Raw genomic sequence first — 21042 nt, 5'->3', positions numbered from 1 at the left:
TCGAATTATCTTTAAAATCTAATTTTATTAACTTTTTACTCTTCTTTTAAATCATCGCTGTCTAATTCAATCATTTCAGCAATAATATCAAGATCATCTTCAATTGGCTCAGCTTCATCATTTTTATCATAATTATCAACTTGCTCTACAGGTTTTTTAGTTTCTGTAACTTTACCTAATGCTTCAATGCCTTCTACCGGTAATTCTAATGCTTTAGCCATTTCAACAATATCGTCATCAGTGTCACGAATTAAAATTTCTTGAGCATCTTCAGAAAGTATTTTAATATCTAGACCAATACTTTGCAATTCTTTGATAAGAACTTTAAATGATTCCGGCACCCCTGGTTCAGGAACATTTTCACCTTTTACAATGGCTTCATAAGTCTTAACACGCCCAACAACATCATCTGATTTAACAGTTAATAATTCTTGTAGTGTATAAGCTGCACCATAAGCTTCTAATGCCCAAACCTCCATCTCTCCAAAGCGTTGTCCACCAAATTGAGCTTTACCACCCAACGGTTGTTGTGTTACTAAGGAGTATGGGCCTGTTGATCTGGCATGAATTTTATCATCAACCAAATGGGCTAATTTAAGCATATATACATAACCAACAGTGACATTATTATCAAAGGCTTCACCGGTTCTACCATCATAAAGCACCGTTTTACCATTATCAGCTAATCCCGCTGCTTTTAATGTTGCAAAGACTTCACTTTCTTTAGCACCATCAAATACCGGTGTTGAAATATGAATCCCTGCTAAATCTGGTTTTGGTAGACCATGAGTATCAACATCGTAACCTAATTTGCGTAATTTATCAGCAACACCAAGGTCGCCAGCTTTAATTTGCATCCCTAAAGTTGCCGCAGCCATACCAAGATGTGTTTCTAAAACCTGTCCGATGTTCATCCGTGACGGTACGCCTAATGGATTTAACACAATTTGTACTGGCGTCCCATCTGGTAAGAACGGCATATCTTCTTCACGCATAATCCGCGAAACAACACCTTTGTTACCGTGACGACCAGCCATTTTATCGCCTTCAGAAATTTTACGTTTTTGAGCAATATAAACTCTTACTAAATGATTTACCCCTGGTGACAATTCATCACCATTTTCACGGCTAAATACTTTTACGTCAACAATTTTCCCAGCTTCACCATGCGGAACTCTTAAGGACGTATCACGAACCTCACGAGCTTTTTCACCGAAAATCGCTCTTAATAATCTTTCTTCAGCAGTAAGTTCTGTTTCACCTTTTGGCGTTACTTTACCTACTAAAATATCACCCGGACGAACTTCCGCACCAATTCTAATAATTCCTCTATCATCAAGATCACGTAGTGCTTCTTCCGCTACATTTGGGATATCTCTTGTTATTTCTTCCGGTCCAAGTTTAGTATCACGAGCATCACATTCATATTCTTCAATATGAATTGATGTAAAGACATCTTCTTTTACTAGCTTTTCGCTAAGTAAAATCGCATCCTCGTAGTTATACCCTTCCCATGGCATAAAGGCAACCAACACATTAAAGCCTAGTGCCAATTCACCATTATCGGTAGCAGGACCATCTGCTAACACTTGCCCTTTTTCAACTCTTTCACCTTTATAAATAATCGGTCTTTGGTTGATGCAAGTGCCTTGATTCGAACGAAGATACTTTAATAATTTATAAGTATCTAATTTACCATTATCAGTTCTAACGTGAATTTCTACCGCTGTAACTTTTTCTACAACTCCGGCATTTTTCGCTAAAATAACTACGCCGGAATCACGTGCCGCTTTGTATTCCATACCAGTTCCAACCAATGGAGCTTGAGTACGAAGTAATGGCACCGCTTGACGTTGCATGTTCGCACCCATTAAGGCACGATTCGCATCATCATTTTCTAAGAATGGTATCATCGCTGTTGCAATTGACACAACTTGGCGTGGTGATACGTCCATATAATCAACATTTTCACCCGGAATCAACAAAGTATCATGCTTGTGACGTGCAGTTACCCGTTCATCCGCAAACCAGCTATCTTTAGTCAATGGCACATTAGCCTGTGCTACTGTCATTTCATCTTCTTCATCTGCTGTCAGATATCGAACATCATCAGTAACTCTTTTATTTGCTTTATCGACTTTGCGATAAGGCGTTTCAATAAAACCAAATTCATTAATTCGACCATAAGTAGATAATGAACCAATCAAGCCGATATTAGGTCCCTCTGGTGTTTCAATTGGACACATCCGACCATAATGAGAATGATGTACGTCACGTACTTCGAACCCGGCACGTTCACGGCTAAGACCACCAGGGCCTAGCGCACTTAAACGACGTTTGTGAGTTAATTCAGCTAGTGGATTAGTTTGATCCATAAACTGCGATAACTGGCTAGAACCAAAGAATTCTTTGATTGCCGCCACAACCGGACGAATATTTATTAAAGCTTGTGGTGTTATAATATCCACATCTTGAATAGTCATTCGCTCTTTTACAACTCTTTCCATACGGGACAAACCAATTCTAAATTGATTTTGTAATAATTCACCGACGGAACGTAATCTTCTATTACCTAAATGGTCAATATCATCAGTATTACCATAGCCATCCATTAAATTTAATAAATAGCTAATTGAAGCAATTACATCTTCTCTAGTAATGGTTCTATGAGCATAAGGCAAAGTAGGAGTACAAAGCATTTTTACAGCTTCGCCATCTTTATTTTTGACTTTTACTTCAATTACTTCATTTTCGCCAAATACTGCTTTTTCATCAAGATTTTCTAAAACTTCTTCATCTAAAACAATATCAGCCTGAAGAATAATTTCTCCAGTTTCTTTATCGACAATAGGTTGATAAAGAGTTTTACCCAACAATCTTCTTTTCCAACCTAATTTTTTCGTTAACTTATAACGACCAACAGTAGCTAGATCATAACGTTTTGGGTCAAAAAACAACGACTCTAATAATTGCGTTGCATTGTCAACTGTTGGCGGTTCACCTGGGCGCAATCTTTTGTAAATTTCAACTAAAGCTTCTTCTCTCGATGCAGTATTATCACGTTCTAATGTAGCGCGAATTCTAACATCATCTCCAAATAATTCAGAGATAGTAGCATCAGACGCATAGCCCAGTGCACGGATTAATACAGTTACCGGAAGCTTACGAGTTCTGTCAACTCGTACCGAAATAACGTCATTTGCATCAGTTTCCAATTCCAGCCAAGCGCCTCTATTAGGAATTACTGTTGCATTAAATAATTTTTTACCACTAGTATCAATTGTTTCACCATAATAAGCTCCTGGTGAACGCACAAGTTGGCTGACAATAACACGTTCTGCACCATTGATAATGAATGTACCATTATCGGTCATCAACGGAAAATCACCCATAAATACTTCTTGCTCTTTAATTTCACCAGTTTCACGATTGATTAAACGAACACCAACACGAAGTGGAGCCGCATAGGTAACATCACGTTCCTTGCACTCTTCAACATCGTATTTTGCCTCACCTAAATTGAAGTTTTCAAAAGATAATACCAAATTACCAGTAAAATCTTGGATTGGAGATACATCATAAAAAATCTCTTGTAATCCTTCTTTTAAAAACCAGTCATACGAATTCTTTTGAATTTCAATAAGGTTGGGCATATCTAATACTTCTTTGATTTTAGCATAGCTATACCTGATTCTCTTGCCCACCGGAACAGGATTGAACATTAAATCCTTCACCCCTTAGCCCAATTTGACTAAACTTAAACATACCAAAATAGCAGTCATTATAATCCGTTTTGTAGAATACGAAAAAAGGCAAGGCTACTATTTGAGTTATTACCTTGCTACTTTATTGATAGACAAACCGTCATTCTCCAGCGTATTATATTCCTACCATGATATGTCATACCTAAGTTAATTTGTCTTTATCATAAATATTATCATATTTATGTCTTGCTTAGTGATAATACACGTCGCATTAAATAATGCTATCATAATATTATTTTTTTGTCAATCTATAGATTAGTTTATTTAAAAAAAATTAAAGAGTACCGGACGGTACTCTTTAATTTTCTATTTTAGTTGAAATTATTTAACTTCAACAGTTGCGCCAGCTTCTTCAAGTTTAGCTTTCATTGCATCAGCATCAGCTTTAGCAACTTTTTCTTTAATAGCTTTAGGAGCGCCATCTACGATTTCTTTAGCTTCTTTAAGACCTAAGCCAGTGATTTCGCGAACAACTTTAATTACGTTGATTTTGCTAGCACCAGCATTAGTTAAGATAACATCGAATTCAGTTTTTTCTTCAGCAGCAGCACCAGCAGCAGCAGGAGCAGCAGCTACAGCTACAGGAGCAGCAGCGGATACACCGAATTTTTCTTCAAGAGCTTTTACTAGCTCGGATAATTCAAGAACAGTCATGTTCTCAATGGCTTGCATAATTTCTTCTTTAGTCATTTTAATATACCTCCAAAATTTAAATAATTTTAATTTAATTTAGAACCATGCTTTATGCAGATTCTTTTTGTTGACGCACTGCGTCAAGCGCATAAACAACATTGCGGATAGAACCTTGTAATACGTTGACAAGACCAACGATTGGGGATTGCATTCCAGCAAGTACTTGTGCAATAAGAACTTCGCGTGGTGGCAATTCCGCTAAGGCTTTAACACCGGCAGCGTCTATTACTTTGCCTTCAACTAAACCTGCTTTAACACCTAAAACTTTAAGCTTATGTTCTTTAACAAACTCAGCAATAATTTTAGCTGGAGCAACAGGATCAGTCTCAGATATAGCAATAGCTGTCGGTCCTTCAAGATAGCTATCTAAACCATCTATGCCAATTTCGTTAGCGGCAATACGAGTCATTGTATTTTTTACAACACGATACTCTACACCAGCTTCACGCAATTTAGAACGAAGTTTAGTATCCTGAGCAACTGTTAAACCGCGATAGTCAGTTAAAACAACACCTTTACTGGCGCTCAACTTTTCTTTCAACTCGGCAACTGCTGCTATTTTCGCTGAAGTTACAGCCATGGACTACACCTCCTTTCATATTTTAAGAACATTAAAAAACGACCTCACGGCAGTATACCGGAGGTCGTAAATGGCAACGCCATCTCTAAAAACTCCGACCTCGGCAGGCGGAACAATCCATTATCAATACCTGCTTTCTACAGCCTTAAATTCTTTATTAAATTTACGCCTTATTTGCCGGCAGCTTTTAGAGGGTTAATCTTGATGCCAGGGCCCATAGTTGTACTAACTGTTACAGAACGTACATATTGCCCTTTTGCAGCAGAAGGTTTAACCTTAATTAATGTATCCATCAGGGTGTAGAAATTCTCTACGAGTTTCTCACTATCGAATGAAACCTTACCGATTGGAGCATGGATATTACCAGCTTTATCTGTACGGTACTCAATTTTACCTGCTTTAATTTCATTTATTGCGCGAGCAACATCTAAAGTTACAGTACCAACTTTAGGGTTAGGCATTAAGCCTTTAGGACCAAGGATTTTACCTAGACGGCCAACTAAGCCCATCATGTCAGGAGTAGCTACAGCAACATCAAAGTCTGCCCAGCCTCCTTGAATTTTAGTTACTAATTCTTCAGCACCAGCATAATCAGCACCGGCAGCTTCAGCTTCTTTCAATTTATCGCCTTTTGCGAATACAAGTACGCGATTTGTTTTACCAGTACCATGTGGTAATACAACTGCACCACGAACTTGTTGATCAGCATGCTTAGGATCAACACCTAATTTAACAGCAAATTCAACTGTTTCGTCAAATTTAGCTGTAGCTGTTTTTTTAGCAAGATCAATCGCTTCTTCAACTTCATATAGTTTATCTTCGATTTGTTTTGCTACTTCTTGATATTTTTTACCGAATTTAGCCATTTTTAAATTTCCCCTTTCGTGGTAATAACGGTTTTTCCTCCCACAGAATTGAAGGTAGATTAGTCTACGATTTCAATCCCCATACTACGAGCAGTACCCTCGATCATACGAGTAGCAGCTTCTACATCAGCAGCATTTAAGTCTTCCATTTTGCTTTCAGCAATTTCACGAGCTTTAGCACGTGGCAACTTAGCAACTTTTTTCTTGTTAGGTTCGCCAGATGCTGTTTCGATACCAGCTGCTTTTTTAAGTAATACCGCTGCTGGAGGAGTTTTTGTAATGAACGTAAATGATCTATCTTCAAATACGCTAATTTCAATTGGAATGATTAAACCAGCTTGAGCAGCCGTTCTTTCATTGAACTCCTTAACGAAAGCCATGATGTTTACACCAGCTTGACCAAGTGCAGGACCAACCGGAGGCGCTGGAGTAGCTTTACCAGCAGGTACTTGCAACTTTACAAGTTTAACAACTTTTTTAGCCATTTATATTACACCTCCTTACAAAACATTTAAATCTTTTCAACTTGCGTGAAATCAACTTCTACCGGAGTTTCACGTCCAAACATATTTACTACAACTTTTATCTTACTACGTTCAGGATAAATCTCCGTTACCGTAGCAGTCCAATTCTCAAATGCTCCGGAATTAATGCGAACCGCTTGCGAAACTTCAATGTCAAACTTCGATTTAAGCTCATCAATTCCCATAGATTTAAGAATACGTTTTACTTCAGCATCAGTTAACGGTATTGGTTTAGTGCCGGACCCGACAAAACCTGTTACGCCCGGCGTGTTGCGAACAACATACCAAGACTTGTCAGTTACAATCATTTCCACCAAGGCATACCCTGGGAAAACTTTCTTTTTAGCTATTTTCTTTTTGCCATCTTTAATTTCAACTTCATCTTCCATTGGCACTAGAATACGAAATATTTCATCTTCCATGCCCATTGAATGAACTTTGCGTTCAAGATTAGCTTTTACTTTATTTTCATAGCCTGAATATGTATGGATTACATACCACTTTTTTTCGGATTCCATCACTATAAGGGACGACTTCTTACGTCCCCCACCCCCTTAACCGGTTATCGTATAATATACTCTAATACTTTAGTAAAAATAGCATCATATAACCATATAAGCGCCACAACAAAAAGGACCGTTACAAATACTATAATAGTATATGAAATCAGTTCTTGTTTGTTCGGCCATGATACTTTTTTCATTTCAGCTTTCACTTCACGAAAAAACTTTTTAAAGCGTGAAGCACTAGTTTGAACTGCTGTTTCTTGACTAGCCAAGCTCTCACATCCCCATAACATACTACAACTACAATAAACATCTGGCAGGGGCAGTAGGACTTGAACCCACAACCAACGGTTTTGGAGACCGCTACTCTACCAATTGAGCTATACCCCTACATTACTTTATGAAGAAACTATTTTGTTTCTTTATGTAAAGTATGTTTTTTGCAGAACTTGCAGTATTTGTTGAACTCTAATCTATCCGGATCGTTCTTTTTGTTTTTATTGGTCTGATAATTGCGTTGCTTACATTCAACACAGGCCAATGTAACTGCATTGCGCATATTTCGCACCCCTCTTACCTGTAAATATGACACTTCTTGTTAACGTCACTAATATAATCTAGCATACTTAAGTCTTGCTGTCAATAGTCCACGTTACCGGGTATTTTATTTTTAGTTATATTTTTTATAACTATTAAAATAACTATTTTACAAACAGAAAAACCCCTCACGGGGTTATGTTTTTTGGTGGCGGCACAGGGATTTGAACCCCGGACACTGCGGGTATGAACCGCATGCTCTAGCCAACTGAGCTACACCGCCAATCTATGGAGCTAATGACCGGGATTGAACCGGTGACCTTATCCTTACCAAGGATACGCTCTACCGACTGAGCTACATCAGCAATTTTCATTTGGTTGCGGGGACAGGACTCGAACCTGCGACCTTCGGGTTATGAGCCCGACGAGCTACCAACTGCTCCACCCCGCGGTGTAAATGGTGGATGGGGTTGGATTCGAACCAACGAAGGCAGAGCCGGCAGATTTACAGTCTGCTCCCTTTAGCCACTCGGGAACCCATCCATATGGAGCTGGCGAGAGGACTTGAACCCCCAACCTGCTGATTACAAGTCAGCTGCTCTACCAATTGAGCTACACCAGCATTAATTTAAAAATATTTGGTTGCGGGGACAGGACTCGAACCTGCGACCTTCGGGTTATGAGCCCGACGAGCTACCAACTGCTCCACCCCGCGATAAAACTTACTACCTCGTGACAAGATATAATGTTATCACATGTTTTTAGGTTTGTAAAGTATTTTTTTATTTTATTTTTCAACGATAGTAATATACTATCACAATAACAATCGACAAGGCAATGCGGTAAAGGGCAAAGATCGCAAAATTATTTTTTTGTAGATATTTTAGTAAAAACCCAATACAAAATAATCCTACGACCGCCGAAACCAAAGTCCCTACCCAAAACAAAGGATTAAATAAGTGCGTTATAATATCCGCAAAGTGTTTTACCGCTGCTCCAGCAATAATAGGTGTTGCCAAGAAAAAAGAAAACTTCGCCGCCGCTTCTCTCGTAAAACCAAGTGCTCGAGCTGTTGTCATGGTAATACCTGATCGCGAAACTCCAGGAATCAAGGCTAATGTTTGGCAACAACCAATAATAACAGCCTGTGCTAATGTTATTTTTTGCAACGTTAGTTTTTGCAAGCAAATTTTATCAACCAAATATAATACAACCCCCATAATAGCAAGCCCAGCTGCAATAACCAACATATCTCCACGAAAAATTTCTTCAATTTTATGCTCTAACAATAAGCCTACTACCCCCGCCGGAATAGTGGCCAATATCAAATACCAAAACATTTTGCCATCTTTAGTTTTTAAGCCATTTTTAAATCCGGCTTTAATCATTTCAATCCAATCTTGATAAAAATAGAGTAATACTGCAATCAATGTGCCTAGATGCAACGCCACATCGAGTGCTATTTCAATATTTCCGCCACCTTTTAAAATCTCATCCCAACCAAAAAGCCACCTACTTATTATTAAATGTGCAGAACTTGAAATCGGTAAAAATTCACCAATCCCTTGTATTACCCCTAAAACTATCGCAATAATCCACAACATAGTTTATGCTCCTTATTAATAATGTAATTTTCATAAAAAAGCACAAATTAGACGATTAACATCTAATTTGTGTTCTTTTAAACCTCCAATAAATATGAATATTTATTTTTAAATTCTTCTGCCGTCATCTTTAAGGCTTGTGCTATTTTATGACATTTATCATCTTCTGTAAAATCAGCTTCAACAAACTTAACCATATATTCTTGGGCTATTTTGTAATGCATTGAAGTTGTATCAACTCTTCGAACCACCGTTTTTCCGGTAATAGCATCACAAATTTCCGCAAATTTTAAAGGTTTAATTTCACCACACTGCATTGTCACAATTGCATCAGTCTGCCCATCAGCCAAGTAATTAAAAGCAGCATAACCAAGACTTCTTGTATATTCTATATCATAGGCAATCGGTGGTACGCATCTTAATTCATACCCAATTTCTTTATCTACCAACGTAATTTTTAAGCCAATTTTTTTCAATTCTTTTACTAATTGTTTTTTTATCAATCCACCAAAATCAATTTCTGCATATCTAATATGACCATGTTCATCTAGACAACACTCTTCTAACGAACATAAATCATCTTTTTCAATTTTTTCAATAACGCCTTCCGCAATAATTGCCACACCATAATTTCTATCGGTTAAATATCTTTTTACAATACTTCCTAGCAACATATCAATTACTGCTTGTAGTCTAATTTTTTCACTATTAAAATCTTCAGGAATAATAGTAATAATCGCACCCGCACTTTGTCCGATTCCCAGCGCCAAATGACCCGCAGTACGCCCCATTGCAATTCCTAAATACCAACGATTATTAGTAGTACGTGCATCTTCCATTAGATTGTTAACAACAGCCGCGCCAAATTGCCGCGCCGTTTCAAAACCAAACGTCGGCACCCCCTCCGGCAACGGCAAATCATTATCAATCGTTTTCGGGACATGAACTACATTTATCGGCTGTCCTAAGTTACGAGCATATTCTGAAACCTTTGCTGCCGAATAGGCAGTATCATCGCCACCAATAGTTACTAAATTATTAACACCCATACCTCTTAGTGTTTTTACTACATTTTCTAAGTCAGCTTCATTCTTCGTTGGATTAAAACGTGCCATATGTAAAATACAACCACCACGAAGATGAATTGTACTAACATTATCATAGGTCAACTTTACAGTTTTAGGTTCACCTTGTGCTAAATATGAAAATCCATCATAAACTCCAACAACATTCCAACCATTTTTATCAGCTTCAATAGTTACAGCACTAATTACACTATTAATTCCCGGAGCCGGACCTCCACCACAAACAATCGCTACCGTATTTTGTTCCAAATTAAAGCCTCCTACTCTTCTTTACAAATAATGCATATATGAATATTATACCATATTTCACTTACTAATCAGGGGTTGAAATATCTAAAAAATTCGACAATAATCGCAAAAAAAAGAAATAAGACCATACAATCTGTCTTATTTCTTCTGCATTCCTTCACAAAAACCATGTAACTGCTTATTAATATTATTTAAACCGTTATAGACACTGCTTAAATCATCATCTTCACGTTTTTCCAAGTAACGTTCTAATTTTCTTTTCACTCGTTGCAACGCATTATCAATTGATTTCACATGACGTTCTAAATCAACAGCGATTTCTTGATAAGATTTCCCATCTAAATAGGACATCAAAACTTTCCATTCTAATTCACTGAGAATCTGTCCCATTTTTGCTTCAATGTCAATAAACTCTTCACGACTGATAACTAACTCTTCCGGATCAGAAATTTTAGTACCTGATAGCACATCCAACAATGTTCGATCAGAGTCCTCATCATAAATCGGCTTATTTAAAGATACATAAGAATTTAACGGAATATGTTTTTGTCTAGTAGCTGTTTTTATCGCAGTTATTATTTGCCTAGTTACGCATAACTCCGCAAACGCACGAAAAGAGGATAACTTATCATTGCGAAAGTCACGAATCGCTTTGTATAAACCAATCATTCCTTCTTGGATTATATCTTCACGATCTGCACCAATCAAAAAATATGAACGCGCTTTCGCACGAACAAAATTACGATACTTATTAATAAGATAATCAAGTGCGATGTTGTTAGCATTTTCTTTTGCCTCTAAGACAATCTCCTCATCAGTCATGTTCTCGAACGAATTTACAGATTCGTTGTGTTGAGTGTTAATCATTCTCGCACCACCTTCTAAAATTTATTTAATAGTCTTGCTATTATTATAAATCTCATCAATATTCTTTTCCCAAAACCACTCTAAAAACCTATGTTTGTTCTCAAAAATTATACCTCAGTAAACATTTAGCAGTCAAGCACATTCTTGTGTTCGATTGTAATTTTTAACATTTTCTATCATTTTTTACCACGCCTAATAACTTCGAGTTTATCAGCTACAGCACTACTAATGATTCCACCTAATTCATTTCTATTCAATTTACTATTAATACTATATTCTTCTTCCATTACCTTTTTCGCTTTTCTCACATCTTTGCGTAGTTCACGTGAAGAAATTCGGTATGCTCCAGCTCCTAAAATAACCATCTGTTCAACCCAATCAGAAGTAACAACAAAGACCTTTTTACCCAATTTCACCGAGTCATACGCCAACTTTTCAATATAACTGTCTGCCGTTTCATCTTCTTGTGTAAAAATAACTGTTAAAAAAGAGCTCAACTGTTGGATATTTTCTTTTTCCGCAGTATAAGGTGCATCAAATACTACAAAAACCTGATACCCCTTATAGGCACCATATTCCAACATTAGACCAATCAATTTATCACGGGCATGTTCTAAATTATCACGGATTTCAATTAGCTCCGGCCAATTATTAATAACATTATATGCATCAATTATTAAATACTCTTTTTGTTTTTTTCGCATGATAACTCCTATTATCAGACAACAGTATTTTTACTTTGCACTATTTCTTTGTCTAACCGCTTCAAACAGCATTAATGAACAAGCCACCGATGCATTTAATGAGTTAATCTTACCACCCATCGGAATTTTAACCAAATAGTCACACTGTTCCTTTGTCAAGCGACCTAACCCCTTGCCTTCGCTACCAATAACCAATACTAACGGTCCCGTCAAATCAGCATTATAATAATATTTTTCGCCATCCATATCAGCGCCCACAACCCACATTCCTTGTTTTTTTAAATCCTTAATAGTTTGAGCAACATTGCCAATTCTAGCAACAGGAACATACTCAATCGCTCCTGCCGAAGTTTTAGCAACCGTCGCTGACAATGGGCAACTGCGTCTCTTCGGAATAAGAACACCATGTGCGCCAGCGGCATCAACACTACGTAAAATCGCTCCTAAGTTATGTGGATCTTCTAGTTCATCTAACAATACAATAAACGGATGTTCCCCTAGTTCTTGCGCTCTGCCGATAATATCTTCCAGCTCAACATAATCCACTGGCGCTGCATATGCTAAAACCCCTTGATGTCTAATCCCTTTTGCCAATTCCTCTAATTTTTTCATTTCTACTTCTTGAATAATAATTTTATGTTCTTTAGCTACTGCTAAAACTTCCTTAATTGAGCCCTGACGTTCACCCTTCGCCACCAAAATTTTATTGAGTGACCGACCGCTTTTCAAAGCTTCCATCACTGCATTACGACCACAAACTATTTCACTAACATTAGAACTCAATCCAACCACACCTTTTTTGTATATTTATCACAACTAATAATATTTTTCACCCTACAGGTTTGCCAGCACAATCATCATAAAAAATACTGATAAAACCACCGTGCTAAATAAATCATTTACTATCCTAGACCGCTTAAAAAGTATTTTAAATTTAATAAAGCGTGTCATTTCTTAGCTTTTAAAATTTCTGCTAACCGCCCACAAGTCATAGCACCTTCACTACAAACAAAATCAGTAACACAACTTGGACCAGCTTTTTTAAAGAGCAACGGTGCAACACCTCTTACTTCTGCTAACATTTTATCAGCCATTGCACGAATTTCCCATTGCGCACGATAACAGCACCGCAATGAAAAAAAGTTGAGTAATGCTCTAGCATTCATTGTTACCACGATCTTTGTTTCGGTAGCATTAGCCAAACAATATCTGGCATCTTCTTTATGAACACCAAGTTCAACCAATTCATCATAAGTCTGTTTAATCTGCGCCATTAAGTTATTAAATTTAGTTTCAGCTTCCACATTACCTTCAACTGAAGGAGGCGTAATAAATTCAAAATCATGCTCACTAACATAACGTTGAGATTGTTGAGAATAAGAAGCAATTCTGTGCCTTACCAATTGGTGTGACAAAACTCTTGATATCCCCTCTATCGCAAAAGTAAAACTTACATGCTCCATCGTCGAAGCATGTCCCAGCCCAATAATTTTTGCAACTAATTTTTCAACTTGTTCATCACTCATATTCTCTGCCAAATCCTTAGCGCCAACCGGCGAATAACAAAGTCTTGCCGCCATTGCAACGACGCGTTCTGGATTCGGCGTATGCCACATCAAATTAACTTTCATATTACAGCCTCCATCATTTTTTAGCCAAGTTTTGTGCAGTAATTAAAAATGTTTTATCAACTAATGCCGTTAGTCTTGCGAAATCCTTTTTTAAATATAAAAATCCAAGCAACGCTTCAAACCCCGTACTACAACGATATTCCTGAACGGTTGCACTTTTTGGTACATTACACTTCGCATTGCGACCTCTTTTAAAAACAGCCTGTTCAAGCTCAGTTAATTCAGCTTCAATTTCTTTATAAGCAACAGCTTGATACTTAGCCGACACCATTTTAGCGCCAAAGCTATGTAATATTTGCACTTTATTTTGTTCAAAAGCTAGCAATCTGCCTCGCATATATAAATTAAAATAAGCATCACCAATATACGCTAACACCAACGGATTTAATGTTTCCGGTTTTACATCTTGATATCGGGTTACTAAGCCTGCATCATCATAAGAAAATAAGTTATCAACTAAAGTTTGAAAATGTTTAAAATCCATTATAGCTTCCACCTAACACCAGTTGAAGAATCCTCTAAAGTAATACCAATTGCATTTAATTCATCGCGAATTTTATCAGCCGTAGTCCAATCCTTATTCTGACGTGCAGTTTGTCGTAGCGTTATTATTAAATTCATTAAGTCTGTTACCAACTTTTCGCTACTATCAACTTTACCTTCTACTGCATTAACTAAAATCCCCAAAACTTCAGCCATCCCACAATAAACTGTTTTCGCTACTTCATAAGCTTCAATATCATGAGTAATCTTCCCACTATTAACAGCAGTATAATACACATTAATTTCCTTTGCTAGCGCAAACATACTAGCTAACGCCAAGGCCGTATTAAAGTCATCATCCATCGCCTTATCAAAATCAGCTTCCGCTTTAACAGCAAAATCTTTTAATTTAAGTGAAAGATCTGATTCTACGCCTTGCGACTGTTTACTGAGTTCTTGACAATTAAAGAGCGCTGTTTTAAGTCTTTCCAAACTACGACCAGCCTCATTTAATCTTTCATCACTAAAATCCAACGGACTACGATAATGAGTCTCAATAATAAAATAGCGTAAAACTTCGGCATTATATTTTTCTAAAATATCTTTCACTAGAAAAAAATTATCCAGTGACTTACTCATTTTTTCTTCATTAACCGTTATAAAACCATTATGTAGCCAATACCGCACAAAAGAATCACAGCCAGTACAAGCTTCCGATTGTGCAATTTCATTTTCATGATGCGGAAAAATCAAATCACTGCCACCACCATGAAAGTCAAAGGATTCTCCCAAGTATTTTAATGACATTGCCGAACATTCAATATGCCAACCCGGACGCCCTTCACCCCAAGGACTTTTCCAAGATGGTTCGCCCGGTTTTGCACTTTTCCATAACGCAAAATCCATTGGATGTTCTTTGCGTTCATCAACATCAACTCTAGCGCCAGCTTTCATATCCTCTAAATTACGACCGCTTAGTTTACCATAATGTTCAAATTTGTTAACGCTATAATACACGTCACCTTCAACAACATAAGCAAACCCTTTAGCAATTAACGTCTCAATAATTTTAATAATATCGTCCATATGCTCCGAAACGGTCGGATAATTATCAGCTCTTTTTACATTAAGCTTATCCATAACTTCAAAATAAGACGCAATATAGCGTTGTGAAATATCACTCCATTTTACACCTTCCGCATTAGCAGTTCTGATAATTTTATCATCAACATCCGTAAAGTTTTGAATATATTTAACTTTATAACCTTTTTTTTGAAAATAGCGCCTAATAACATCCCAAGTTACAAATGGTCGAGCATTACCAATATGCGGATGATTGTATGGGGTAACACCACATACATAAATGCCAACTTCTCCTTCTACCAAAGGAATAAAAACTTCTTTTTGACGCGTTAAGGTATTATATACTTTCAGACTCATATTTTTTAAGCTCCTTCTCTAGCTTCTTAACTTTTTCTTCTAGTTTCAATAAACTACGATGCATACATTGAATCATTTCTTCATCAGGATCAGGTAATTGATCATGTGCTAAGTCAATATTTTCCGTTACTTTTTCACCATATAACAACACAACTTTTCCCGGAATTCCAACAACTGTAGCATAAGGTGGAACTTCTTTTAAAACAACCGACCCGGCACCTATTTTAGCGTTATGACCAACAGTAAATGAGCCTAAAACTTTTGCACCTGAAGCCACTACTACATTATCACCAATAGTCGGATGACGTTTACCTTTTTCTTTACCTGTCCCACCTAGTGTTACGCCTTGATATAAAGTAACGTTTTTACCAATTTCAACAGTTTCACCAATAACAGTTCCTGCACCGTGGTCAATAAACAAGCCTTCACTAATTTTCGCACCAGGATGTATTTCAATACCGGTTATAAATCTAGCAAAATTAGAGATAAGCCTTGGCAAAAAAATCCAGCCTTTTTTAAAAAGATAATGAGCGATTCGGTGTAACCAAATAGCATGTAAGCCTTGGTAACAAAAAATAACCTCAAAAACACTTTTCGCGGCAGGATCACGCTCAAAAATAACGGTAATATCTTTTTTAAGCGTTTTAAACATCAGATAATCCTCCTTTTAGAAACAGAAAGACCACCATCTCATTCAGAGACGGTGGTCCGCGGTTCCACTCTGTTTAGGCAAAAGCCTCACTTAGCACTAATAACGGTAGTTAGCCGTATTTATCTACTATTATTTCGATAAATATGTTCATGGGTGCATTTCAGTAAGATTTCTTTGACGCCATTCTCAACCTCGCTGGCCTCTCTCTGTAAAGAAATAATGTACCTACTCTCCCAATCAATACATTTAATATATTTTATTATATAACTAAATTATAAGCACAATAACAAAAAACGTCAATTAATAATAAATATTAGTTAGCTATACCTTAGACAATTTTATTCATAGTTTTATCAACTCTTGCAATAACTTTATCAGTGCCTAACAGACAAATAAGTTTTACCAAGTCCGGTCCATGCATTTTACCACTAAGTGCAATACGAATCGGCATAAATACTTTTTTACCACCAACTTTAAGTTCCTTGGTTATGCTTTTTAATAAAGCTTTAACACCAGCTTCATCTAAAGTTTCCATTGCTCTTAATTTATCTTTGAACGTAGCTATTACTAAAGGAATTTCTTCATCCAACATCAAAACCTTAGCATCATCATTTTCAAAGTCAAACTCTTCATTAAAATAAACATCAACATGCTCTACAACTTGCGCCGCAAAACTTAAATGCTCTTTTATAATGTCGACAAATTTAATCAAATCATTTTTCGTCGCGGTATCAACATCAGCTGTAATATAACCTGCTTCCACAAGATGCGGTAATGCTAATTCCAATATTAACGCCGCTTCAGCATTTTTAATATAATTACTATTCAGCCAATTTAACTTATCAATATCAAACACTGCTGGATTTTTAGCAACTCTATCCATTGAAAATAAATTAATAAGTTCTTCCGTCGAAAATATTTCCTGTTCACTATCAGGTGCCCAGCCTAATAAGGCTAAAAAGTTTACAATAGCTTCTGGCAAGTATCCTAATTTACGATATTGTTCAACCGAAGTCGCACCATGTCTTTTACTCATTTTAGTTCTATCTTTGCCTAAAATAAGAGAAATATGTCCAAAGGTCGGTAATTTAAACCCTAACGCTTCATATAGAACAATTTGCCGTGGTGTATTCGATAAATGCTCTTCGGCTCTAATAACATGAGTTATCTTCATCAATGCATCATCTAACACTACCGCATAGTTATACACTGGAATTCCATCCGACTTTACAATAACAAAATCACCCACGCCATTGGAATCAAAACTAACAGTTCCTCTAACCATATCATCAAAGATTATTTGCTGATTTTCCGGCGTTTTAAATCTAACAGTCGGCTTACGTCCAGCCGCCAACAATTCAGTTTTTTGTTCTTGGGTTAAATTGCGACATTTACCTTGGTATATTGGCATTTTTTCTTGAGCCATCAAGGTTTGACGTTCACTTTCCAATTCCTCATCTGTGCAAAAACAATGATATGCTTTGCCTTCTGCTAATAACTTATCAGTATATTCCTTATAAATATCAAGGCGTTCCGTTTGTTTATATGGTCCAAAATCACCACCAACATCAATACCTTCATCCCAAGTTATACCGAGCCATTTTAAAGCATCTTTAATATTTTCTTCAGATTCTATTGTTGAACGATCTAGATCAGTATTTTCAATACGAAGAATAAATTTACCATTATTCTTTTTCGCTAATAGCCAATTAAATAACGCCGAACGAGCTCCTCCAATATGAAATGGCCCAGTCGGACTAGGGGCAAACCTTACTCTCATTTGCTCTGTCATTGATAAACCTCCAAAAATAATCGTGTATTGTTTATTTTATCAGATATTAAACCGATATGCAAAATTAATCAATCTTAATCAGACTAACAATTGCATATGCCGCTATCCCTTCTTTATTACCCACAAATCCCAAGCCTTCGGTAGTAGTAGCCTTAACATTTACTTGCGAAGCCTCAATTTTTAAAGTTTGAGCAATATTTTCATTCATATCTTTAATATATGGTGCTATTTTAGGCTGTTGTGCCGCAATTGTAGCATCAATATTATTAACCTTATATCCTTCTTTTAAAATAAGATCCTTAACTTTGCTTAATAACACCATACTGGAAATCCCTTTATAGGCTTCATCAGTATCAGGAAAGTGTCGCCCAATATCACCAAGGGCAGCTGCCCCTAAAATAGCATCTTTTATCGCATGTAACAATACATCTGCATCAGAATGACCCAATAGCCCTAAATCATGCTGTATTTCCACTCCACCCAAAATCAATTTTCGGCCTGTCACTAATTTGTGAACATCATAACCCATCCCAACTCTATACATTATGCACCTCATCATTCAATAAACTTTCTATTATTTTTAAATCTTCCGGCGTCGTAACCTTCAGATTAGTATATTCACCTTCAACAACTTTTACCGCAATATTAAGCCTCTCTACTAAACTAGCATCATCGGTACCCAAAAAACCTTCCTGTTGCGCCCTTTGGTAAGCTGTTTTTATAATATCCAATTTAAAACCTTGTGGAGTTTGAATCGACCATAAATAGTCACGATTAGGGGTCTTTGATACCACCTTATTTTCATCTGCAATTTTAATTGTATCTTTAACCCTTACACCAACGATAGCGCAAGAACTTTTTTCAACTTCTTTTATTAGTTTATTAATCGTTTCAACTTTAATCATTGGGCGAGCCGCATCATGAATTAAGACTATTTCACTTTTAACATCAACAGCTTGTAATGCATTATTAATGGAGTATTGGCGTTCACTACCGCCCACAACAACTTTATAGGGCTTGTTATGGATTATTTTTTTTGCCAATTCTTCAACAACCGTTAGATCATGTTTTGCTACCACTAAAATTATTTCATCAATTTTTTCACAACTTGTGAATTTCTCACAGGTATATTGTAAAATACTTTTTCCTTGAACTTCTAATAAAATTTTATTCTTTTCAACTTTCATCCGCTTACCGCTACCGGCACAAGCAATTATCACAGAAATCACAATAAACCACCTTTTGCATTATTAGCAGCTATTTTTTTATATTATACAGAAAAGCCTTTCATTCTCAGAAAGGCTTTTCTCTTAGTTTTTACATTTAGCAAAAATCATTCTTCCAGCAGCAGTTTGCAACACAGAGGTTACCACCACATCAATTGTTTCACCAACGGCCGACCGGCCATCTTCAACTACAATCATCGTGCCATCATCTAAGTACGCCACACCTTGTCCAGGTTCTTTACCATCTTTAACCACAAACACTGTCATTTCCTCACCAGGGATAACCACCGGTTTAACAGCATTTGATAATTCATTGATGTTTAGCACTGAAACTCCTTGAATTTCCGAAACTTTATTTAAATTATAGTCATTAGTGATTATTTTGCCATTAATCAATTTCCCCAACCGTACTAATTTTGAGTCAACCTCATTAATGTCATCAAAATCTCTATTATCTATCTTAACATGCATCCCTAATTCTTTCTGGATATTATTTAATACATCCAAGCCCCGACGTCCTCTATTGCGTTTTAAAGTATCAGAAGAGTCTGCAATATGTTGCAATTCTTCCAGCACGAAAATCGGTATTAATATCGTCCCCTCAATAAATCCAGTTTTACAAATATCAGCAATGCGGCCATCAATAATAACACTGGTATCTAAAATTTTATATTGTTCGTTATTCTTCTTATCTTTTTGCTTTTCTTTATTTTTATTGAATGAATCAAATAATGCTGATATTTCATTGCGTTTTTTGATGGTAATATTAATTCCTAAATATCCAAAAATAATACTAAAGATAACCGGAACATAATTGCCGATAATAGGAATTTGCGAAAATGCTGAACCTAACAAATTAGCTATTACTAAGCCAATAGCCAGCCCGCCCGCTCCGGCTATAACTTCATGAAAAGGCATTTTGTTTAATTGGTTTTCAACCCATAAAGAAAATAATAATAAGTGCTTAATCAAAAAAGGCGCAGTCAATAAACCAATAATTCCACCAATTACCCCACCTAACAACACTGATAACACTGTTGTCATGGCTACACCGAAAATACCCATACTCAAAAATTCAGCACTGATAATTGTTTTTAAATAAGGGCTTAGTAAATTCATTAACACCAACCCGATAATCGCCATCAACGCAGTTATCACAAATTTCAAAACCTTATCTAACACCATTTCACCTCCTTTCCTGTTTCCTTCTAATAATATATAAAAATTACAGATTATTCAATGTAAAATATTATTGATTTTTTTTGCTTTTATGTAAAATTTTATATATTTTGAATAAAAAAAATACGTCAGTTGCCTGGCGTATTTTCTTCAAGCAAGTTGTACATCCATGCTTCAACTGTCTCAGCATCTTTATTACAAGCTAACACAAGTTCACTAATCAATATTTGCTTTGCTGTATCTAACAATCTACGTTCACCTGTAGATATTTTCTTAACCTTATCTTGTAAGACCAAATTTTTTACAACTTCCGCAACATCAAAAACATTCCCTGTTTTTATCTTGAACAAATTAGCGTTAAACCTTCTATTCCAACTACCTATAACCTCTGATAGAGGTTCTCTTAATACATTTGCTACTTTTTCAACTTCAGTTTCGGCAATGACTTCTCGCAGACCAATGCTATCAACATTGTTCATCGGGATCATAACTTTCATACCGCCAAAAGGCATTCTTAGCACATAGTACTGTTTGATTTCACCCATTACTTCACATTCTTCAATGCCTTCTATTACACCGGCGCCATGCATTGGATAGACTACTTTATCTCCCACAGTTAGCACATCAGCACCTCCTATATATTAGAAGTATAGCACATGC

22 protein-coding genes, 7 tRNA genes and 2 other annotated features are annotated in these 21042 nt (G+C 36.5%); all 29 genes read right to left on the bottom strand.

Annotated features, from left to right (window positions below; translation table 11 throughout):
- Positions 1–35: 35 nt before the first annotated feature.
- Positions 36–3722, bottom strand: a complete 3687-nt coding sequence (gene rpoB / locus KBI38_00250) for a DNA-directed RNA polymerase subunit beta (protein ID MBP8628498.1) — start codon at positions 3720–3722, stop codon at positions 36–38.
- Positions 3723–4085: 363 nt separating this feature from the next.
- Positions 4086–4454, bottom strand: coding sequence for a 50S ribosomal protein L7/L12 (gene rplL / locus KBI38_00245; GenBank protein ID MBP8628497.1), 369 nt, complete (start codon positions 4452–4454; stop codon positions 4086–4088).
- 52 nt (positions 4455–4506) lie between these two features.
- Positions 4507–5037, bottom strand: a complete 531-nt coding sequence (locus KBI38_00240; GenBank protein ID MBP8628496.1) for a 50S ribosomal protein L10 — start codon at positions 5035–5037, stop codon at positions 4507–4509.
- 24 nt (positions 5038–5061) lie between these two features.
- Positions 5062–5198 (bottom strand) — a sequence feature (ribosomal protein L10 leader region).
- 9 nt (positions 5199–5207) lie between these two features.
- Entirely contained in the window at positions 5208–5903 is a 696-nt protein-coding gene (gene rplA, locus KBI38_00235) for a 50S ribosomal protein L1 (protein ID MBP8628495.1), read from the bottom strand.
- A 59-nt stretch (positions 5904–5962) separates the two neighbouring features.
- On the bottom strand, positions 5963–6388 hold the full coding sequence (rplK, locus tag KBI38_00230; GenBank protein ID MBP8628494.1) for a 50S ribosomal protein L11: 426 nt from the start codon (positions 6386–6388) through the stop codon (positions 5963–5965).
- Positions 6389–6414: 26 nt separating this feature from the next.
- Complete coding sequence (nusG, locus tag KBI38_00225; protein MBP8628493.1) at positions 6415–6945, bottom strand: transcription termination/antitermination protein NusG; 531 nt, start codon at positions 6943–6945, stop codon at positions 6415–6417.
- Positions 6946–6989: 44 nt separating this feature from the next.
- A complete protein-coding gene (gene secE, locus KBI38_00220) occupies positions 6990–7205 on the bottom strand; it encodes a preprotein translocase subunit SecE (GenBank protein MBP8628492.1) in 216 nt (71 codons plus the stop codon).
- 42 nt (positions 7206–7247) lie between these two features.
- Positions 7248–7323, bottom strand: a tRNA-Trp gene (locus KBI38_00215).
- 19 nt (positions 7324–7342) lie between these two features.
- Positions 7343–7492 carry a 50S ribosomal protein L33 gene (gene rpmG, locus KBI38_00210; protein ID MBP8628491.1) on the bottom strand — a complete coding sequence of 50 codons (150 nt, stop codon included), beginning with the start codon at positions 7490–7492 and terminating at the stop codon, positions 7343–7345.
- A gap of 184 nt (positions 7493–7676) precedes the next feature.
- Positions 7677–7753: transfer RNA gene (locus tag KBI38_00205), tRNA-Met, on the bottom strand.
- Between the two features lie 6 nt (positions 7754–7759).
- Positions 7760–7835, bottom strand: a tRNA-Thr gene (locus tag KBI38_00200).
- A gap of 10 nt (positions 7836–7845) precedes the next feature.
- Positions 7846–7921: transfer RNA gene (locus tag KBI38_00195), tRNA-Met, on the bottom strand.
- Between the two features lie 7 nt (positions 7922–7928).
- Positions 7929–8013: transfer RNA gene (locus KBI38_00190), tRNA-Tyr, on the bottom strand.
- 3 nt (positions 8014–8016) lie between these two features.
- Positions 8017–8092 (bottom strand) — tRNA-Thr (locus tag KBI38_00185).
- Between the two features lie 17 nt (positions 8093–8109).
- Positions 8110–8185, bottom strand: a tRNA-Met gene (locus KBI38_00180).
- 79 nt (positions 8186–8264) lie between these two features.
- Positions 8265–9074, bottom strand: coding sequence for an undecaprenyl-diphosphatase UppP (uppP, locus tag KBI38_00175; GenBank protein ID MBP8628490.1), 810 nt, complete (start codon positions 9072–9074; stop codon positions 8265–8267).
- Between the two features lie 77 nt (positions 9075–9151).
- The gene (locus KBI38_00170; protein MBP8628489.1) at positions 9152–10408 is read right to left on the bottom strand and encodes a 6-phosphofructokinase; all 1257 of its coding nucleotides are present in this window, start codon (positions 10406–10408) and stop codon (positions 9152–9154) included.
- A gap of 138 nt (positions 10409–10546) precedes the next feature.
- Positions 10547–11275 carry an RNA polymerase sporulation sigma factor SigH gene (gene sigH, locus KBI38_00165; protein MBP8628488.1) on the bottom strand — a complete coding sequence of 243 codons (729 nt, stop codon included), beginning with the start codon at positions 11273–11275 and terminating at the stop codon, positions 10547–10549.
- Positions 11276–11451: 176 nt separating this feature from the next.
- On the bottom strand, positions 11452–11979 hold the full coding sequence (locus tag KBI38_00160; GenBank protein MBP8628487.1) for an NYN domain-containing protein: 528 nt from the start codon (positions 11977–11979) through the stop codon (positions 11452–11454).
- 30 nt (positions 11980–12009) lie between these two features.
- Complete coding sequence (gene rlmB / locus KBI38_00155; protein MBP8628486.1) at positions 12010–12717, bottom strand: 23S rRNA (guanosine(2251)-2'-O)-methyltransferase RlmB; 708 nt, start codon at positions 12715–12717, stop codon at positions 12010–12012.
- Positions 12718–12926: 209 nt separating this feature from the next.
- Positions 12927–13610: an FAD-dependent thymidylate synthase gene (locus tag KBI38_00150; GenBank protein MBP8628485.1), complete on the bottom strand. Its 684-nt coding sequence runs from the start codon at positions 13608–13610 to the stop codon at positions 12927–12929.
- Positions 13611–13623: 13 nt separating this feature from the next.
- Positions 13624–14094, bottom strand: a complete 471-nt coding sequence (locus tag KBI38_00145) for a ribonuclease III (GenBank protein ID MBP8628484.1) — start codon at positions 14092–14094, stop codon at positions 13624–13626.
- On the bottom strand, positions 14094–15533 hold the full coding sequence (gene cysS, locus KBI38_00140; protein ID MBP8628483.1) for a cysteine--tRNA ligase: 1440 nt from the start codon (positions 15531–15533) through the stop codon (positions 14094–14096). Before cysS ends, KBI38_00145 begins: the two co-directional genes overlap by 1 nt.
- Complete coding sequence (gene cysE / locus KBI38_00135) at positions 15514–16185, bottom strand: serine O-acetyltransferase (GenBank protein MBP8628482.1); 672 nt, start codon at positions 16183–16185, stop codon at positions 15514–15516. Before cysE ends, cysS begins: the two co-directional genes overlap by 20 nt.
- 41 nt (positions 16186–16226) lie before the next feature.
- Positions 16227–16435 (bottom strand) — a binding site (T-box leader).
- A gap of 78 nt (positions 16436–16513) precedes the next feature.
- A complete protein-coding gene (locus tag KBI38_00130) occupies positions 16514–17977 on the bottom strand; it encodes a glutamate--tRNA ligase (GenBank protein MBP8628481.1) in 1464 nt (487 codons plus the stop codon).
- A 64-nt stretch (positions 17978–18041) separates the two neighbouring features.
- Positions 18042–18521 carry a 2-C-methyl-D-erythritol 2,4-cyclodiphosphate synthase gene (locus KBI38_00125; GenBank protein ID MBP8628480.1) on the bottom strand — a complete coding sequence of 160 codons (480 nt, stop codon included), beginning with the start codon at positions 18519–18521 and terminating at the stop codon, positions 18042–18044.
- Positions 18514–19206 (bottom strand): 2-C-methyl-D-erythritol 4-phosphate cytidylyltransferase, encoded by a 693-nt coding sequence (ispD, locus tag KBI38_00120; protein ID MBP8628479.1) that lies wholly within the window; start codon positions 19204–19206, stop codon positions 18514–18516. The genes KBI38_00125 and ispD overlap by 8 nt, the downstream gene beginning before the upstream one ends.
- Before the next feature lie 81 nt (positions 19207–19287).
- A complete protein-coding gene (locus KBI38_00115) occupies positions 19288–20388 on the bottom strand; it encodes a PIN/TRAM domain-containing protein (GenBank protein ID MBP8628478.1) in 1101 nt (366 codons plus the stop codon).
- A gap of 122 nt (positions 20389–20510) precedes the next feature.
- Positions 20511–21005 (bottom strand): CarD family transcriptional regulator, encoded by a 495-nt coding sequence (locus KBI38_00110; protein ID MBP8628477.1) that lies wholly within the window; start codon positions 21003–21005, stop codon positions 20511–20513.
- Between the last annotated feature and the right edge of the window lie 37 nt (positions 21006–21042).

Source organism: Negativicutes bacterium (assembly GCA_018052945.1).
Classification (GTDB): Bacteria; Bacillota; Negativicutes; order JAGPMH01; family JAGPMH01; genus JAGPMH01.
The sequence above is the reverse complement of the archived record's forward strand: the minus strand, read 5'-3'. Positions and strand labels throughout refer to the sequence as shown.

Bases quoted from the DNA above. Each gene is read 5' to 3' on its own strand.
- KBI38_00115 (MBP8628478.1), bottom strand. From the start codon at position 20,388: ATGGTGTTAGATAAGGTTTTGAAATTTGTGATAACTGCGTTGATGGCG.
- rpmG (MBP8628491.1), bottom strand. From the start codon at position 7,492: ATGCGCAATGCAGTTACATTGGCCTGTGTTGAATGTAAGCAACGCAAT.
- rplA (MBP8628495.1), bottom strand. From the start codon at position 5,903: ATGGCTAAATTCGGTAAAAAATATCAAGAAGTAGCAAAACAAATCGAA.
- KBI38_00150 (MBP8628485.1), bottom strand. From the start codon at position 13,610: ATGAAAGTTAATTTGATGTGGCATACGCCGAATCCAGAACGCGTCGTT.
- rplL (MBP8628497.1), bottom strand. From the start codon at position 4,454: ATGACTAAAGAAGAAATTATGCAAGCCATTGAGAACATGACTGTTCTT.
- cysE (MBP8628482.1), bottom strand. From the start codon at position 16,185: ATGTTTAAAACGCTTAAAAAAGATATTACCGTTATTTTTGAGCGTGAT.
- KBI38_00125 (MBP8628480.1), bottom strand. From the start codon at position 18,521: ATGTATAGAGTTGGGATGGGTTATGATGTTCACAAATTAGTGACAGGC.
- KBI38_00145 (MBP8628484.1), bottom strand. From the start codon at position 14,094: ATGGATTTTAAACATTTTCAAACTTTAGTTGATAACTTATTTTCTTAT.
- rpoB (MBP8628498.1), bottom strand. From the start codon at position 3,722: ATGTTCAATCCTGTTCCGGTGGGCAAGAGAATCAGGTATAGCTATGCT.
- nusG (MBP8628493.1), bottom strand. From the start codon at position 6,945: ATGGAATCCGAAAAAAAGTGGTATGTAATCCATACATATTCAGGCTAT.
- rlmB (MBP8628486.1), bottom strand. From the start codon at position 12,717: ATGGAAGCTTTGAAAAGCGGTCGGTCACTCAATAAAATTTTGGTGGCG.
- cysS (MBP8628483.1), bottom strand. From the start codon at position 15,533: ATGAGTCTGAAAGTATATAATACCTTAACGCGTCAAAAAGAAGTTTTT.
- KBI38_00240 (MBP8628496.1), bottom strand. From the start codon at position 5,037: ATGGCTGTAACTTCAGCGAAAATAGCAGCAGTTGCCGAGTTGAAAGAA.
- sigH (MBP8628488.1), bottom strand. From the start codon at position 11,275: ATGATTAACACTCAACACAACGAATCTGTAAATTCGTTCGAGAACATG.
- KBI38_00130 (MBP8628481.1), bottom strand. From the start codon at position 17,977: ATGACAGAGCAAATGAGAGTAAGGTTTGCCCCTAGTCCGACTGGGCCA.
- KBI38_00160 (MBP8628487.1), bottom strand. From the start codon at position 11,979: ATGCGAAAAAAACAAAAAGAGTATTTAATAATTGATGCATATAATGTT.
- uppP (MBP8628490.1), bottom strand. From the start codon at position 9,074: ATGTTGTGGATTATTGCGATAGTTTTAGGGGTAATACAAGGGATTGGT.
- rplK (MBP8628494.1), bottom strand. From the start codon at position 6,388: ATGGCTAAAAAAGTTGTTAAACTTGTAAAGTTGCAAGTACCTGCTGGT.